Raw genomic sequence first — 15,120 nt, 5'->3', positions numbered from 1 at the left:
CCGGACTCGTGGTCCGAAATCGTCAGGCGGGCCACGCGGTCACCACCTGCTCGCGACGCGCGATGGCGCCGGTGATCCGCTCGACGGCCTCGTCGACCGGCACGCCGTTGACCTGGGTTCCGTCGCGGAAGCGGAAGCTCACGGATCCCGCGGCCCGGTCGTCCTCGCCCGCGATCAGCTGGTAGGGCACGCGGAGCTTGGTGTGGGTGCGGATCTTCTTCGGCATGCGGTCGTCCGAGGTGTCGAGCTGCGTGCGCACCCCCGCCTCCCGCAGCCGGTCGAGGACGCCGCCGAGGTACGCCTCGTAGTCCTCGGCCACCGGGATCCCGACGACCTGCACGGGCGACAGCCACACGGGGAACGCGCCCGCGTAGTGCTCGGTGAGCACGCCGAAGAAGCGCTCGATGGACCCGAACAGGGCGCGGTGGATCATCACCGGCTGCTTCCGCGTGCCGTCGTTCGCCGTGTACTCGAGGCCGAAGCGCTCGGGCAGGTTGAAGTCGAGCTGGATGGTGGACATCTGCCACGTGCGCCCGATGGCGTCGCGGGCCTGCACCGAGATCTTGGGGCCGTAGAACGCGGCGCCGGCAGGATCCGGCACGAGCTCGAGGCCCGTGTCGACCGCGACCTGGCGCAGCGTCTCGGTCGCCTCCTCCCACACCTCGTCGGAGCCCACGAACTTCTCCGGGTCCTTCGTCGACAGCTCGAGGTAGAAGTCGTCGAGGCCGTAGTCGCGCAGGAGCGACAGCACGAACTCGAGCGTGCCCTTCAGCTCGTCGGCCATGCGCTCCCGGGTCGTGAAGATGTGCGCGTCGTCCTGCGTCATGCCGCGGACGCGGGTGAGGCCGTGGATCACGCCCGACTTCTCGTTGCGGTAGACCGTGCCGAACTCGAACAGGCGCAGCGGGAGCTCGCGGTACGAGCGCTGGCGCGACCGGTAGATCAGCACGTGCATGGGGCAGTTCATGGGCTTGAGGTAGTAGTCCGCGCCCTGGCGGGTGATCTCGCCCTCGTCGTTCCGCGCCTCGTCGAGGTGCATGGCGGGGAACATGCCGTCCTTGTAGAAGTCGAGGTGGCCGCTCGTCTCGAACAGGTTCGACTTCGTGATGTGCGGCGAGTAGACGAACTCGTAGCCGGCCGTCTCGTGGCGACGGCGCGAGTAGTCCTCCATCTCGCGGCGGATGATGCCGCCCTTGGGGTGGAAGACCGCGAGGCCGGATCCGATCTCGTCCGGGAAGGAGAAGAGGTCGAGCTCGGCGCCGAGGCGGCGGTGGTCGCGCTTGAGCGCCTCCTCGATGCGGCCCTGGTACGCACGCAGCTCGTCCTTGGTCGGCCACGCCGTGCCGTAGATGCGCTGCAGCTGCGGGTTCTTCTCGGATCCCCGCCAGTAGGCGGCGGCGACGCGCGACAATGCCCAGCCGTTGCCGACCATGCGCGTGCTCGGCAGGTGCGGGCCGCGGCAGAGGTCGTGCCAGAACACCTCCCCGGTCTTGCCGTCGACGTTCTCGTAGACCGTGAGCTCGGCGCCGCCGACCTCCACGGACTCGCCGTCCTCGCCGAGCTCCTCGCTGGATCCGCCCTTCAGGCCGATGAGCTCGAGCTTGTACGGCTCGTCGGCCATGAGCTCGCGGGCCTGGTCCTCGGTGACCACACGGCGCGTGAAGCGCTGCCCCTGGCGGACGATGCGCTCCATGTTCTTGGAGATGGCCTTGAGGTCCTCGGGGGTGAACGGCTCCGCGACGTCGAAGTCGAAGTAGAAGCCGTCGGTGACGGGCGGCCCGATGCCGAGCTTCGCCTCCGGGTTGATCTGCTGCACGGCCTGCGCCATGACGTGCGCGGCCGAGTGGCGGAGGATCGCGAGGCCGTCGGGCGAGTCGATGCGGACGGGCTCGACGACGTCGCCCGGAGCGACCTCGGCCGCGAGGTCCTTCAGCTCCCCGCCGATGCGCATCGCGACCACGGCACGGTCGGAGAACAGCGTGAACCCGGTACCCGCCTCCGTCGCCTCGACCGGCTGCCCGGTCGTCTCCGCGGGCGCGGCCTCGTCATGGATCTCGGGCTGGGCGGCGTCTACCACTGAGGGCTCCTTGCGGGACGGGGACGGAACCGACCCAGACTACCGGCGCGCGACCGCGCCTCCTCGACGCCAGGAGCGCGGATCCACTCGATGGGCCGGCCCCGACGACGCCTCGGGTGGGCCGGGAAAAGCAGAAGGCCCCGGTCTCCCGGGGCCTTCTGGTGGTGAGCGATACTGGGATCGAACCAGCGACCTCTTCCGTGTCAGGGAAGCGCGCTACCGCTGCGCCAATCGCTCATGCTCTTGCTCGAGGTGGGGACGGGATTTGAACCCGCGTGGACGGCTTTGCAGGCCGCTGCCTCGCCTCTCGGCCACCCCACCACCGGTGGTTCCCACCTTGTGAAAGGGACCCCCTTCGGGGCCCCTGTTCGAGCGGATGACGAGATTCGAACTCGCGACCCTCACCTTGGCAAGGTGATGCGCTACCACTGCGCCACATCCGCATTTCGCGCCCTGCTCCCGGCTTCCCGGCAACCCTGCGTGCTCGATGACTCTAGCCGATCTCCCGTCGCCGGTGCAAAACGACGCCCGTGCGAGCACCCCGGGCGGCCGGCTCGCGCGTCGTTCTCCCCGTGTTCACGCGGATCGGGTGGAGGCGCGCTCCTCGACGACCCGGGCGTGTCGCGACGGAGCGATCACGGGGCGTCGCGACCTCCGCCCCGTGACCGCGAGCGCCCCCGCGGTATGGCATCATGGATCCGCACCGTCCGCGGTGCGAGCACGGGCGATTGGCGCAGTTGGTAGCGCGCTTCCTTCACACGGAAGAGGTCATCGGTTCGAGTCCGGTATCGCCCACCGCAGCATTGCATCTCCCCGCGCAGGTCCATCCCGCGGCGTCCGGGGTTCCTCCTGTCACGCGAGCAGCGCGCGCGCCGTCCCCTCGTCGAGCACGATGTCCGTCACGAGCCCGGCGGCCAGGGCCCCGCGCACGCTGCGCGCCTTGGACGCGCCGGCGACCACGCACACACGCCGCGGAGCCCTGCGGATCGTCGCCAGGTCGGGGCCGCTCGCCCGTGCGTTGATGGCGATGTCGGCGGACGACCCGTCCTCCCGGAAGAAGACGGTGGAGACGTCGCCCACCACGCCGTCGGCATCGAGCGCGCGCTGGTCCGACCTCTCCAGGTAGCCGCCCGAGTAGACGTGGCTCGGCACGAGGGCGACCGGGGAGCCGACGCCGAACAGCACCATGTCCATCCGCTCCTGCAGCTCGAGCACCCTCTTCGTGCTCCGCTCGCGCCACAGCGCCTGCTTCGTCGCCGGGTCGTCGAAGAAGGCCGGCACCGGGAACTGCTGCACGGTCGCGCCGTAGGCCTGTCCGAAGCGGCGCAGGATCTCGCTCGCGTACATGATCCCCGTGGTGCGCACGTTGCCCGCGCCGTTCAGCTGCACCACGAGCGTGTTGTGCGTGGGCTTCGGCACGAGGTAGCGGCTCACCGCGCTCACGGTCGACCCCCACGCGACACCCACCACCATGTTCGAGTCGACGTACTGGGTGAGCATCCGTGCAGCCGAGAGGGCCACCCGGTCCACGCGGTCGACGTCGCTCGTCTGGTCGGGCACCGGCACGACGTGCGCGACCACGCCGTACCGCTCGTGCAGCTGCTCCCCCAGGACCGTGGCGAGGTCGAGCGGCGAGCGGATCTGGATGTCGACGAGCCCCGTCTCCCGGGCGAAGGAGAGGAGCCGGGAGACCGACGAGCGGCTATTGCCGAGCTCCCGGGCGATGGCCTCCATCGTCAGGTCCTGCATGTAGTAGAGGTGCGCCGCGCGCAGGGCGTCCTGGGTGCGCTCGTGCGCGATGCCGTCGACCATCCGGTCATGGTTGCACATCCGTGCACGGGCTTCGCGAGATCCGTTCGCGGGCGGATGATGGTCGCACAGCACGCGCACCACGCACGCATCGAACAGAGAGAAGCCTCCTCGTGACCACGTCGAAGAAGACCGACCTGCGGGACAACGTCGCCCGCATCCACGACCGCCCGAGCGCGCAGGTGCTCGTCATCGGCGGCGGCATCAACGGCATCGCGACGTTCCGCGACCTGGCGCTCCAGGGCGTCGACGTCGTGCTCGTCGAGCGCGCCGACTACGGCTCCGGCGCCTCGGCGGCCAGCTCGCACATGATCCACGGCGGCATCCGCTACCTCGAGAACGGCGAGTTCCGTCTCGTCCGCGAGTCCGTCGAGGAGCGCAACGGCCTGATCCGCATCGCGCCGCACTACGTGAAGCCGCTGCAGACGACCATGCCGATCTTCTCCACCTTCTCCGGCATCCTCAACGCCCCGCTGCGCATGCTGACCCACAAGCAGCGCTCCACCAAGGAGCGCGGCGCGCTGCTCATCAGCGTCGGCATGACGCTGTACGACTCCTTCTCGCGCGACGGCGGCTCGGTCCCCCGTCACCGCTTCCGCATCGGCAAGGCGGCCCGCGAGGACATGCCGGCGCTCAACAAGGACGTCAAGTTCACGGGCACCTACTACGACGCCTCCGTGCACGAGCCCGAGCGCCTCGCGCTCGACGTGCTGAAGGACGGCCTGGCCGCGGGCGACCACGCCCGCAGCGCGAACTACCTCGAGGCCGTGGGCGTCGCGGACGGCGGCGTGAAGCTGCGCGACGTGATCTCGGGCACCGAGTTCGTCGTGAAGGCGGACGTCGTGGTCAACGCGTCCGGACCCTGGACCGACCTCACCAACGAGGCCTTGGGCGGCGACACGAAGTTCATGGGCGGCACCAAGGGCTCGCACATCGTCGTCGACAACGCCGAGCTGCTCGAGGCCACCAAGGGCCGCGAGATCTTCTTCGAGAACAACGACGGCCGCATCGTCCTCATCTACCCGCTCAAGGGCCGCGTGCTCATCGGCACGACGGACATCGACGCCGACCCGAGCGAGCCGGCCGTGTGCACCGAGGAGGAGGTCGACTACTTCTTCGACCTCGTCAAGCACGTCTTCCCGCAGATCGAGCTGAGCCGCGACCACATCGTGTACCGGTACTCGGGCATCCGCCCGCTTCCGCGCCACGAGGACACGGCGCCCGGCTTCGTGTCACGCGACTACCGCATCGTCGAGACCGAGATCGCGGGTCTCACCGGGAGCAAGGTGCTGAGCCTCGTGGGCGGCAAGTGGACGACGTTCCGCGCACTGTCCGCGCACCTCTCCACGGAGGCCACCACGCGCCTCGGCGTGGAGCGCTCGGTCGACACGACGGGCATGCCCATCGGCGGCGGCAAGGACTTCCCGTCCTCCAGCACCGCCCGCGCCCGCTGGATCGCCACGCAGGCCGCCCGCGCGGAGGGCATCGGCACCGAGCAGGTCGACCGCCTGCTGAACCGCTACGGCACCCGTGCCACGAGCGTCATCGACGTCCTCTCCGGACAGCCGTCGACGCCGCTCGCGACCGACCCGCAGCTGACGCGCGCCGAGATCGCGTACTTCGCCACGCACGAGGACGCGGTGCACCTCGCCGACGTCGTGCTGCGTCGCACGAACCTCGCGTTCGTCGGCGGCGTGACCCACGAGATGCTCGCGGAGATCGCGGACGTGCTCCAGGACGCGCTCGGCTGGACCGGCGAGGAGCGCGACGCGGAGATCCAGGACACCGTCGACACGCTGCGGACGTACCACGGCGTCGACGTCGGCGCCACGAAGGTCGCGGCCGACGCGACCGTCACCGAGTTCGCGAACTAGCGAGACGCCGCGCGGAGCGCATCCGCATCGGAGGCCGGTCGCCGAGGGGCGGCCGGCCTCCCGTCGTCTCGGGAGCCGCTGTCAGGGGACGGGTCTAGGTTCGGGCCATGACCCATCCCCGGCTCGACCCGATCCCGCTGACCACCCTCCAGGGCGAGGACACCACCTTCGGCGCGTACGCCGACAAGGTCGTGCTCGTCGTCAACGTCGCCTCGCGCTGCGGCCTCGCGCCGCAGTACGAGAAGCTCGAGCAGCTGCAGCGCACCTACGGGGAGCGGGGGTTCACCGTCATCGGCTTCCCGAGCAACCAGTTCCTGCAGGAGCTCGGATCCGCGGAGGCCATCGACGAGTACTGCTCCACCACGTGGGGCGTCACCTTCCCGATGATGGAGAAGGTCAAGGTCAACGGCCGCTCCGCGCACCCCGTCTACGCGGAGCTGACGAAGACGCCCGACGCGGACGGCAAGGCCGGCCGCGTCAAGTGGAACTTCGAGAAGTTCGTCGTCACGCCGTCGGGTGCCGTGCACCGCTTCCGGCCGACCGTCGAGCCGGACGCGCCCGAGATCGTGTCGCTCATCGAATCCGAGCTGCCCGCCTGAGCGCACCGCCGGCGCCCGCGGCCGCGGCCGCGCCGACCGGGTGACCGCTGCGGATCAGCGGCGACGCGCGAGGAGACCCGCGAGGTAGGACGCCTGCCCAGCGTGCTGCAGGTCGTCGGAGAGCACGCTGACGAGGCGGGCGCCGAGCGTCACGGGCGGGGTCCAGCCCGCGTCGACCACGCGGTCCAGCTCGGCGTCGCCGAGCCCCGCCAGGGAGGCGAGAGTGGCCGCCTGCACGGCGTCGAGGTAGCCGATCAACAACTCGGACGTGACGCCGCCCAGAGCCGCGACGTCCTCGGGCGACTGCCCGTATCCGGTCGCGGTCTCGTCGAACGGCAGGGCGAAGCGCTCCGCCCATCCGCCGCTCGACCAGGTCTGCTCCCGGCCCGCGACATCGGCGACCTGGGCGTCCTGCACGCGGGCGAGGTGCCAGACGAGCCAACCGATGGAGTTGGCCTCCGGATCCGGGCGGAAGGCGAGGTCGTCGGCGTCGAGGCCGTCGAGAGCGTCGCGCACGATCTCGGCGATGCGCCCGTAGGCGTCCACGAGCAGGTCGGTGGCGGGGGTCATGGTGCGCTCCTCGGGTCGTGGGTCGCGCGGGTCCGCGGGGCGGCCGCTCCCCCATCCTGCTCCGGTTCCCGGCGTGGGAGGCTCGGAGGATGACGCGCCTCTCCCCCGACGCCCAGTGGTCGACGCCCGACGACGACTCCTGGTGCCCCTGCACGAGCGGCGATCCGTACGGCGCGTGCTGCGGTCCGCTGCACCGGGGCGCTGGGGCGCCGACCGCCGAGCGGCTGATGCGCTCCCGCTTCGCCGCCTACTCCCGCGGTGACTCGGCCTACCTGGCGCGCAGCTGGCATCCGTCGACACGGCCCGAGGAGATCGAGCTCGACCCGTCCGTGCGCTGGTTCCGGCTCACGATCCACGGCACGTCGCGGGGCGGGCCCGACGACACGACGGGCGTCGTCGACTTCGAGGCGGCCTACCGGCAGGACGGGGAGCGCGGCAGCCAGCGCGAGGCGAGCCGCTTCGTCCGGCACGAGGGATCCTGGGTCTACCTCGACGCCCTCTGACGGGTGCGCCCCCGGGCGCCGGACGTCAGGCCTCCCCGAACCCCGACTCGATCAGCTCGACCAGCGCGGTGAGGGCCTCCTCGGCGTCGTCGCCCGTCGCCTCGATGACGACGTGCGCGCCGCGCGTGAGGCCGAGGGCCATGACGCCGAGGAGCGACGCGGCGTTCTGTCCGTTGACGGTGACGGCCGCCGAGTAGGCGGACGCGCGCGTGACGAAGTCGGCCGCGGGCCGCGCGTGCAGGCCGTCGCGGTTGACCAGGGTGGCCTCGCCGCGGACGGTGCCCCCACCCGACGCGGGAGCGGGTTCCGTGCCGTCGGCGCGTGGATCCGGCGCGATGCCCGCATCGGCGTCCTCCGCGGCGTCCGCGCTCGCGGCCGAGGCGGCGGCCGCGGCCACGTCGTCGAGCGACCCGCCCGTCTCGGCGGCGACCGCCGCGGCGACCGCGCCCTCCACCAACGGCGCGCGCACGACGACCACGCGCGCGGCGGCGTCCTCGTCGAGGAGGTCGATGGCGGTCTCGGCCGTGAGGTACGCGGATCCCAGGTCGGCGAGCACGACGACCCCGTCGCCGCCCTCCGCCTCCGCGAGAGCCGCGGAGACCACGTCGAAGCTCGTGCCGATGCCCGCGTCGGCGCGCGTGCCGTCGCCCGATCCGCCCGCGGGCACGAGCGCGACCGTCGGCGCCATCTGGCGCGCCAGGTCGACGAGCCCGTGCGCGATGAGGGCGCTGTGGGAGACGAGGACGAGGCCGACGCTCACGAGGCGGCCCCGTCGGAGGCGCGGGCGGTCGTGGCCGCGGCGCGCAGGATGAGCGCGGACGACTGGGCACCCGGATCCCGGTGGCCGATGGCGCGGTCGCCCAGGTAGGACGCGCGTCCCTTGCGGGCCACGAGCGGCTCCGTCGCCTCCGCCCCGCGCGCGGCGGCGTCCGCAGCCGCCTCCAGGGCGTCGACCGGCGAGGATCCCGCGTCCGCGGCCGCGCGCGCGGCCTCGGCGGCGGGACCCCAGGCGTCCACCATCGTCTTGTCGCCCCGCTCGGCCTTGCCGCGGAGGACGATCCCGCCCAGTGCCGCCTCGAGGAGGTCGGCGATCGCGGACGCGTCGAGGTCGGAGCGGCCCGCGACCGCCGCCGATGCCTTGAGGTACGCGGTGCCGAGCAGCGGGCCGGATGCGCCGCCGACGGTGGAGATGAGCGTGGTGGCGACGGTCTTCAGCACGTCGGCGGGAGCGGCGCCCGGCCCCATGACCCGGAGCTTCTCCGTGACGGCGCCGAATCCCCGGTCGAGGTTCTCGCCGTGGTCGCCGTCGCCGATCTCGCGGTCGAGGGTGATGAGCGCACCGCGCTGGTCGGCGACGACCCGCGCCGCCTCCGTGATCCAGGCGACGACCCACTCGGTCCCGAGTGCCATGAGCTACCTCCCCCACCGCAGCGCGGCGGTCTGCACGGGCGAGTCCCACAGGTCGACGAGCTCGTCGTCGAGCAGGAGCACCGTGAGGGACAGTCCCTCCATGTCGAGGGCCGTCACGTAGTCTCCCACGAGGCTGCGCGCGACCGTCAGACCGGCCTCCTCGAGCACGGCGGCAGCGCGGCGGTAGGCGATGTAGAGCTCGGACAGCGGCGTCGCGCCCATCCCGTTCACGAGCAGCAGCACGCGGCTGCCGGCCGGCGCGGCCAGATCCTGCAGGACGGGGTCGAGGAGTCGTTCGACGATCGCGTCCACGGGCTCGAGCGGCAGCTTGACGCGACCGGGCTCGCCGTGGATCCCGATGCCGATCTCCATCTCGTCGTCCTCGAGCGCGAAGCTCGGCTCGCCGGCATGCGGGACCGTGCAGGCGCGGATGGCGACGCCCATGCTCCGCACCTGCCCGATCACCCGCTCGGCGATCGACGCGACCGCGTCCAGGTCGTCCCCGCGCTCCGCGGCGGCACCCGCGATGCGCTCCACCAGCACGGTGCCCGCCACCCCGCGGCGCCCGGCCGTGTAGAGGGAGTCGGTGACCGCGACGTCGTCGTCGACCACGACGGTCCGCACCGGCACGCCCTCCGCCTCCGCGAGCTCGGCCGCGGTCTCGAAGTTGAGGACGTCGCCCGTGTAGTTCTTCACGATGTGGAGCACGCCCGCCCCGCCGTCCACGGCCAGGGTGGCGGCGACGACGGGATCCGGGGTGGGGCTCGTGAACACCGGTCCGGGGACGGCGGCGTCGAGCATCCCGTGGCCCACGAACCCGGCGTGGAGCGGCTCGTGACCGCTGCCACCGCCGCTGACGAGGGCGACGCGGCCGGCGCGGGTGGGCTCCGCGCGCCGGACGAACAGCGGATCCGCGCTCAGCGCGACCAGATCGGGGTGGGCGGCGGCGAAGCCCGCGACGGCCTCGTCGGCCACCGCCCTCGGGTCGTTGATCAGCTTCTTCACGGCCGGCTCCTCGCGGGTCTCGGGCGGCCGGAAGACAGCCGCGCATCCGAGCCGGATCGAGGACGGGACTCGGTCGGCGGCGACTCGGGTGTGCCGCCAACATACGCCCGGCCCGACGCGTTCCGACAGCCTCCGGCCGGCCCTCGCGCGCGAGCGGGGATCCGCGTCGCACAGCGGCCAGGCGCGACAGGGCAGCCGCCTCCACCGGCACTAGATTGGACCCACCGCGATGATGCGGCAGAGGTCGTACCCGCGCCTCGACGAACGATCGGAGCACCACGCAGTGGATCTTGGAGTCATATTCCTGTCGGAGACGGTGGGCACCGCCCTGCTCGTCCTCCTCGGATGCGGAGTCGTGGCGAACGTCGCGCTCATCAAGTCGAAGGGGCTCGCCGGAGGCACCCTGATGGTCAACTTCGGCTGGGGCCTCGCGGTCTTCGCCGGTGTCACCGTCTCGTACGCGTCCGGTGCGCACCTCAACCCGGCGGTCACGCTCGGCCTCCTCGCGGCCGGCAAGATCGAGGACGTCGCGAGCGTCCCCGTCTACATCCTCGCCCAGATGGTCGGCGCGATCATCGGCGCGGTCTTCTGCTGGCTCGCCTACAAGCAGCACTTCGACGAGGAGCCCGACGCGGCCACCAAGCTCGGCGTGTTCTCGACCGGCCCGTCCATCCGCAACTACGCGTGGAACCTCGTGACCGAGATCATCGGCACCTTCGTGCTCGTCATCGTGATCCTCGGCTTCAGCCTCGCGAACAACCCCGACCCCGACGCGTCCACCCCGGCCGGACTCTCGGCCCTCGGCGCCATCCCCGTCGCGCTCCTCGTGGTCGGCATCGGCGCATCCCTCGGCGGGCCGACCGGCTACGCCATCAACCCGGCCCGTGACCTCGGTCCCCGCATCGCGCACGCGTTCCTCCCCATCAAGGGCAAGGGCTCGAGCGACTGGTCCTATGCGTGGGTCCCCGTCGTCGGCCCCGCCATCGGCGGACTGCTCGCCGGCCTCGCGTCCTACGCGCTGCTCCCCATCCTCTAGATCCCCCACACCTCATAGGAGAGACCACATGAGCGAGAAGTACATCGTCGCCATCGACCAGGGCACCACCAGCACGCGGGCCATCGTCTTCGACCACAGCGGATCCATCGTCTCCACCGGCCAGCTCGAGCACGAGCAGATCTTCCCCCGCGCCGGCTGGGTCGAGCACGACCCGATGGAGATCTGGCGCAACACGCGCGAGGTCATCGGCCAGGCGCTGTCCAAGGCCGACATCACGCGCCACGACGTCGAGGCCGTGGGCATCACCAACCAGCGCGAGACCGCCGTCGTCTGGGACCGCACCACCGGCAAGCCCGTCTACAACGCCATCGTCTGGCAGGACACGCGCACCCAGAAGATCGTCGACCGCCTCGCGGCCGACGGCGGCGTCGAGCGCTTCAAGCCCACCGTCGGGCTGCCGCTCGCCACCTACTTCTCGGGCACGAAGATCGTCTGGATCCTCGAGAACGTCGACGGCGCCCGCGAGAAGGCCGAGGCCGGCGACCTCATGTTCGGCACGACCGACACCTGGGTCCTCTGGAACCTCACCGGCGGCACCGACGGCGGCGTCCACGTCACCGACGTGACCAACGCCTCCCGCACGCTGTTCATGGACCTCGAGACGCTCCAGTGGGACGACGAGATCCTGAAGGCCTTCGACGTGCCGCGCTCGATGCTCCCCGAGATCAAGAGCTCCTCGGAGGTCTACGGCCAGGTCGAGTCGTCCAGCCTCCTCCGCGAGGTGCCCATCGCGGGCATCCTCGGCGACCAGCAGGCGGCGACCTTCGGCCAGGCGGCCTTCGACCAGGGCGAGTCGAAGAACACGTACGGCACCGGCAACTTCCTGATCTTCAACACCGGCACCGACATCATCCACTCGCAGAACGGCCTCCTCACGACGCTCGGCTACAAGCTGGGCGACCAGGAGCCGCACTACGCGCTCGAGGGCTCCATCGCCGTCACGGGCTCGCTCGTGCAGTGGATGCGCGACAACCTCGGCCTCGTGTCGAGCGCCGCGGAGATCGAGGCGCTCGCGGCCACGGTCGAGGACAACGGCGGCGTGTACTTCGTCCCCGCGTTCTCCGGCCTGTTCGCGCCGTACTGGCGCTCGGACGCGCGCGGTGCGCTCGTGGGCCTCACGCGCTACGTCAACAAGGGCCACATCGCCCGCGCCGCGCTGGAGGCCACGGCCTTCCAGACGCGCGAGGTGCTCGACGCGGTCAACGCCGACTCCGGCGTCGACCTCACCGAGCTCAAGGTCGACGGCGGCATGATCGCGAACAACCTGCTGATGCAGTTCCAGGCCGACATCCTCGGCGTGCCCGTCGTCCGCCCAGTCGTCGCGGAGACCACCGCGCTCGGCGCCGCGTACGCCGCCGGCCTCGCCGTCGGGTTCTGGAAGGACCTCGACGACCTCCGCCAGAACTGGCAGGAGGACAGCCGCTGGACGCCGGACATGGACGACGCCGAGCGCGAGCGCCAGCTGCGCCTCTGGAAGAAGGCCGTCACGAAGACCTTCGACTGGGTCGACGACGACGTGCAGTAGACCGCACCGCACGATCCGCCCGCCCCGTCGCCCTCGGTGACGGGGCGTGCGTCGTCCGCGGGGCGCGTCGCCGGCGCCGCGGCCGCGGCCGCGGCCGCGGGGCGCGTCAGATCAGCGTCGGCTGCCCGTCGCCGATGGATCCCTCGTCGAGGGGCGCCACGAGGTCGGGCCCGTCGTTCCGCACGCTGTTGACGCGCGTCGACACGAGCCGCGGCACGAGGTGCGGCTCCGGCAGCGAGCCGAGCAGGTGCCGGACGTCGTCCACGGCCGTCGTGCCCGCGTCCAGCCAGTCGTCCAGTCGCTCGCGCGGGACGATCACGGGCGTGCGGTCGTGGATGTGCCCGAGCGCGTCGCTCGCGGCGGACGTGATGATCGCGAGGCTCCGCAGCCACGCGCCGGGCTCCCCGTCCGGCACCGCCGGATCACGCCAGTGCTCGTACACGGCGGCGAACGCCAGCGGCTGATCGTCCGCGCCGTGCAGGTAGACGGGCTGCTTGCCGGATGCGGTGGCCTGCCACTCGTAGTACCCGTCCGCCGGGACGACGGCACGCCGCGTGAGGACGGCGCGGCGGAACGTCGGCTTCTCCGTGACCGTCTCGACGCGCGCGTTGATGAGCGGAGCCCCCTGCACGGCCTTCGCCCACGGCGGGACGATGCCCCACCGGGCGCCGGTGAGGACGCGGCGGACCGCGCCGGCGGCATCGTCACGCGGATGGCGGTCGGCGACCATGCGGACCGTGGTCGTGGGCGCGACGTTCCACGAGGGGGACGGATCGTCGCCCTCCACGTCGTCCACCGACCAGTCGCCGACGAGGTCGCCCGTCGCCCGCGCCACCACGAATCTCCCGCACATGCGTCCATCATCCGCCGCGCCCCGGACATCGCCGGCGGCGGCGCGGATCAGGCGCGCGTCGCGGCCACCCACTCCTCGAGCTTCCGGGCGGCGCGGCCGGAGTCCACGGCATCGGCCGCGACGGCGACCTTCTCGCGGAGCCGCCGCGCCATGGGCTGCTGGACGCGCGTCGGGTCGCCCATCAGGTCGAAGGCCTCGAGGCCCGCGGCCGCGTTCAGCAGCACGACGTCGCGCTGCGCACCCGGTTCGCCGGCGAGGACGCGGCGGATCACCTGCGCGTTCTCCTCGATCCCCTCGCCGAGGAGCGCCTCGATGGGAGCTCTCGGGATCCCGAGCTCGAGCGGGTCGAGATCGTGCTCGGTCACCGCACCCCGACTCACCTCCCAGATGTGGCTGTGCCCGGTGGTGGTGAGCTTGTCGATGCCGTCGTCGCCCCGGTACACGAGCGCGGTGGCACCGCGGGTCCGGAACACGCCGACCATGAGCGGGACGCGCGAGAGGTCGGCGACGCCCACGGCCGACGCCTCGGGGCGCGCCGGGTTGCAGAGCGGGCCGAGCACGTTGAACAGCGTCGAGATGCCGAGCTCGCGCCGGGTGGCCGCTGCGTGGCGGAAGCCCGGGTGGAAGAGGGCGGCGTGGGCGTACGTGATGCCCGTCTCGCGGAGCACGGCGGCGACGCGCTCGGGCGCGATGGTCAGGTCGACCCCGAGGGCCGTCAGCACGTCCGACGCCCCCGAGGAGGAGCTCGCCCCGCGGTTGCCGTGCTTGATGACGGGCACCCCGGAGGCGGCGGCGATGATGGAGGCCACCGACGAGATGTTGAGGACGGCGCCGTAAGGGTCGCCTCCCGTCCCCACGATGTCGAGGGCACGGGGATCCGCGTCGAGCGGGAGCGCCTCTTCGAGCACCGCGTCGCGGAAGCCGACGATCTCGTCGACCGTCTCGCCCGAGGCGCGCAGCGCGACCAGGAGGCCGCCCAGCTGCGCGGGGGTGGCCTCCCCGCGCATCACCTGGCGCATCGCCCAGGTGGACTCCGACACCGACAGGTGACGTCCCTCGATGAGCGTGGTGATGAGAGCGGGCCAGGTCGGGGCGGAGGGCATGGCGATCAGCCTAACGAGCGGCTGGATCGGATCTCACGGGCGGCCCGGGTGGGCGTCGGGTGTCGTCGGCCTAGGTCATAATGGAACCTGTGACGACCACCTCAATCTCCCCAGTATCGACCGCGCCGGTGGTGAACCGGCCGAACACGGTCGCCGTCGGCACCATCGTGTGGCTCGGCAGCGAGGTGATGTTCTTCGCGGGTCTCTTCGCGATCTACTTCACCCTCCGCTCCACGTCCGGCGCCCTCTGGGAGTTCGAGGCGGGTCGCCTCAACGTGCCCTTCTCCCTCGTGAACACGCTCATCCTCGTGTCGAGCTCGTTCACCTGCCAGTTCGGCGTCTTCGCGGCCGAGCGCCTGCAGGCGCGCGCCACGGGATGGAAGCCCAGCCAGTGGGGCACGGTCGAGTGGTTCTTCCTCACCTACGCCCTCGGCGCCATCTTCGTCGTCGGCCAGATCTTCGAGTACGCGACCCTCGTCACCGAGGGCATCACGCTCGCCGGAAACGCCTACGGCTCGGCGTTCTACATGACCACGGGCTTCCACGGCCTGCACGTCACCGGTGGCCTCATCGCCTTCCTCCTCGTCATCGGGCGCATCTTCGCCGTCCGGTCGATGGGGCACAGGGAGGCGACGAGCGCCATCGTCGTGTCCTACTACTGGCACTTCGTCGACGTCGTCTGGATCGGGCTCTTCCTGGTCATCTACGTCCTCAAATAGCACCGAGCGGGAGCAA

14 protein-coding genes and 4 tRNA genes are annotated in these 15,120 nt (G+C 71.6%); 7 read left to right on the top strand and 11 right to left on the bottom strand.

Features of this window, described 5'->3' with window-relative positions; genetic code table 11:
• Positions 1–22: 22 nt before the first annotated feature.
• The 4 genes from thrS to ITJ44_RS00155 all read right to left on the bottom strand — a co-directional run bounded on the left by thrS (position 23) and on the right by ITJ44_RS00155 (position 2,520).
• Positions 23–2,077, bottom strand: a complete 2,055-nt coding sequence (gene thrS / locus ITJ44_RS00170) for a threonine--tRNA ligase (protein WP_194632798.1) — start codon at positions 2,075–2,077, stop codon at positions 23–25.
• Between the two features lie 162 nt (positions 2,078–2,239).
• Positions 2,240–2,314 (bottom strand) — tRNA-Val (locus tag ITJ44_RS00165).
• A gap of 13 nt (positions 2,315–2,327) precedes the next feature.
• Positions 2,328–2,398: transfer RNA gene (locus ITJ44_RS00160), tRNA-Cys, on the bottom strand.
• A 50-nt stretch (positions 2,399–2,448) separates the two neighbouring features.
• Positions 2,449–2,520 (bottom strand) — tRNA-Gly (locus ITJ44_RS00155).
• 279 nt (positions 2,521–2,799) lie between these two features.
• Between ITJ44_RS00155 and ITJ44_RS00150 the strand changes: the two genes are divergently transcribed.
• Positions 2,800–2,872: transfer RNA gene (locus tag ITJ44_RS00150), tRNA-Val, on the top strand.
• Between the two features lie 57 nt (positions 2,873–2,929).
• Here the strand turns inward: ITJ44_RS00150 and ITJ44_RS00145 are convergent.
• Entirely contained in the window at positions 2,930–3,889 is a 960-nt protein-coding gene (locus ITJ44_RS00145; protein ID WP_194632797.1) for a sugar-binding transcriptional regulator, read from the bottom strand.
• 110 nt (positions 3,890–3,999) lie between these two features.
• Here ITJ44_RS00145 and ITJ44_RS00140 point away from each other — a divergent pair, with 110 nt between their 5' ends.
• Both ITJ44_RS00140 and ITJ44_RS00135 read left to right on the top strand, forming a co-directional pair.
• Positions 4,000–5,760 carry a glycerol-3-phosphate dehydrogenase/oxidase gene (locus tag ITJ44_RS00140; RefSeq protein WP_194632796.1) on the top strand — a complete coding sequence of 587 codons (1,761 nt, stop codon included), beginning with the start codon at positions 4,000–4,002 and terminating at the stop codon, positions 5,758–5,760.
• 107 nt (positions 5,761–5,867) lie between these two features.
• Positions 5,868–6,359 (top strand): glutathione peroxidase, encoded by a 492-nt coding sequence (locus tag ITJ44_RS00135; protein WP_194632795.1) that lies wholly within the window; start codon positions 5,868–5,870, stop codon positions 6,357–6,359.
• 54 nt (positions 6,360–6,413) lie between these two features.
• Here the strand turns inward: ITJ44_RS00135 and ITJ44_RS00130 are convergent, their stop codons facing one another.
• Positions 6,414–6,929 (bottom strand): DinB family protein, encoded by a 516-nt coding sequence (locus tag ITJ44_RS00130; protein WP_194632794.1) that lies wholly within the window; start codon positions 6,927–6,929, stop codon positions 6,414–6,416.
• A gap of 89 nt (positions 6,930–7,018) precedes the next feature.
• Here ITJ44_RS00130 and ITJ44_RS00125 point away from each other — a divergent pair, with 89 nt between their 5' ends.
• On the top strand, positions 7,019–7,432 hold the full coding sequence (locus tag ITJ44_RS00125) for a YchJ family protein (RefSeq protein WP_194632793.1): 414 nt from the start codon (positions 7,019–7,021) through the stop codon (positions 7,430–7,432).
• A gap of 25 nt (positions 7,433–7,457) precedes the next feature.
• Here the strand turns inward: ITJ44_RS00125 and dhaM are convergent, their stop codons facing one another.
• Genes dhaM through dhaK form a run of 3 tightly spaced genes read right to left on the bottom strand, consistent with a single transcriptional unit; the run spans position 7,458 to position 9,847 of the window.
• Positions 7,458–8,192: a dihydroxyacetone kinase phosphoryl donor subunit DhaM gene (gene dhaM, locus ITJ44_RS00120; RefSeq protein ID WP_194632792.1), complete on the bottom strand. Its 735-nt coding sequence runs from the start codon at positions 8,190–8,192 to the stop codon at positions 7,458–7,460.
• Entirely contained in the window at positions 8,189–8,842 is a 654-nt protein-coding gene (gene dhaL, locus ITJ44_RS00115) for a dihydroxyacetone kinase subunit DhaL (RefSeq protein ID WP_194632791.1), read from the bottom strand. Before dhaL ends, dhaM begins: the two co-directional genes overlap by 4 nt.
• Before the next feature lie 3 nt (positions 8,843–8,845).
• Positions 8,846–9,847 (bottom strand): dihydroxyacetone kinase subunit DhaK, encoded by a 1,002-nt coding sequence (gene dhaK / locus ITJ44_RS00110; RefSeq protein WP_194632790.1) that lies wholly within the window; start codon positions 9,845–9,847, stop codon positions 8,846–8,848.
• A 229-nt stretch (positions 9,848–10,076) separates the two neighbouring features.
• Between dhaK and ITJ44_RS00105 the strand changes: the two genes are divergently transcribed.
• Both ITJ44_RS00105 and glpK read left to right on the top strand, forming a co-directional pair.
• Positions 10,077–10,883: an MIP/aquaporin family protein gene (locus ITJ44_RS00105; protein ID WP_194632789.1), complete on the top strand. Its 807-nt coding sequence runs from the start codon at positions 10,077–10,079 to the stop codon at positions 10,881–10,883.
• Between the two features lie 28 nt (positions 10,884–10,911).
• Entirely contained in the window at positions 10,912–12,429 is a 1,518-nt protein-coding gene (gene glpK, locus ITJ44_RS00100; protein WP_194632788.1) for a glycerol kinase GlpK, read from the top strand.
• A gap of 106 nt (positions 12,430–12,535) precedes the next feature.
• Here the strand turns inward: glpK and ITJ44_RS00095 are convergent, their stop codons facing one another.
• Together ITJ44_RS00095 and trpD are read right to left on the bottom strand one after the other, a co-directional pair.
• Positions 12,536–13,282: an SOS response-associated peptidase gene (locus ITJ44_RS00095; RefSeq protein ID WP_194632787.1), complete on the bottom strand. Its 747-nt coding sequence runs from the start codon at positions 13,280–13,282 to the stop codon at positions 12,536–12,538.
• Between the two features lie 47 nt (positions 13,283–13,329).
• Complete coding sequence (gene trpD, locus ITJ44_RS00090) at positions 13,330–14,385, bottom strand: anthranilate phosphoribosyltransferase (RefSeq protein ID WP_194632786.1); 1,056 nt, start codon at positions 14,383–14,385, stop codon at positions 13,330–13,332.
• Positions 14,386–14,465: 80 nt separating this feature from the next.
• Here trpD and ITJ44_RS00085 point away from each other — a divergent pair, with 80 nt between their 5' ends.
• A complete protein-coding gene (locus ITJ44_RS00085) occupies positions 14,466–15,104 on the top strand; it encodes a heme-copper oxidase subunit III (protein ID WP_194632785.1) in 639 nt (212 codons plus the stop codon).
• The last annotated feature ends 16 nt before the right edge of the window (positions 15,105–15,120 follow it).

The sequence above is a fragment of the Clavibacter sp. VKM Ac-2873 genome, from assembly GCF_015351075.1.
GTDB lineage: Bacteria > Actinomycetota > Actinomycetes > Actinomycetales > Microbacteriaceae > Clavibacter.
This window is presented reverse-complemented; position numbering and strand designations above follow the sequence as displayed.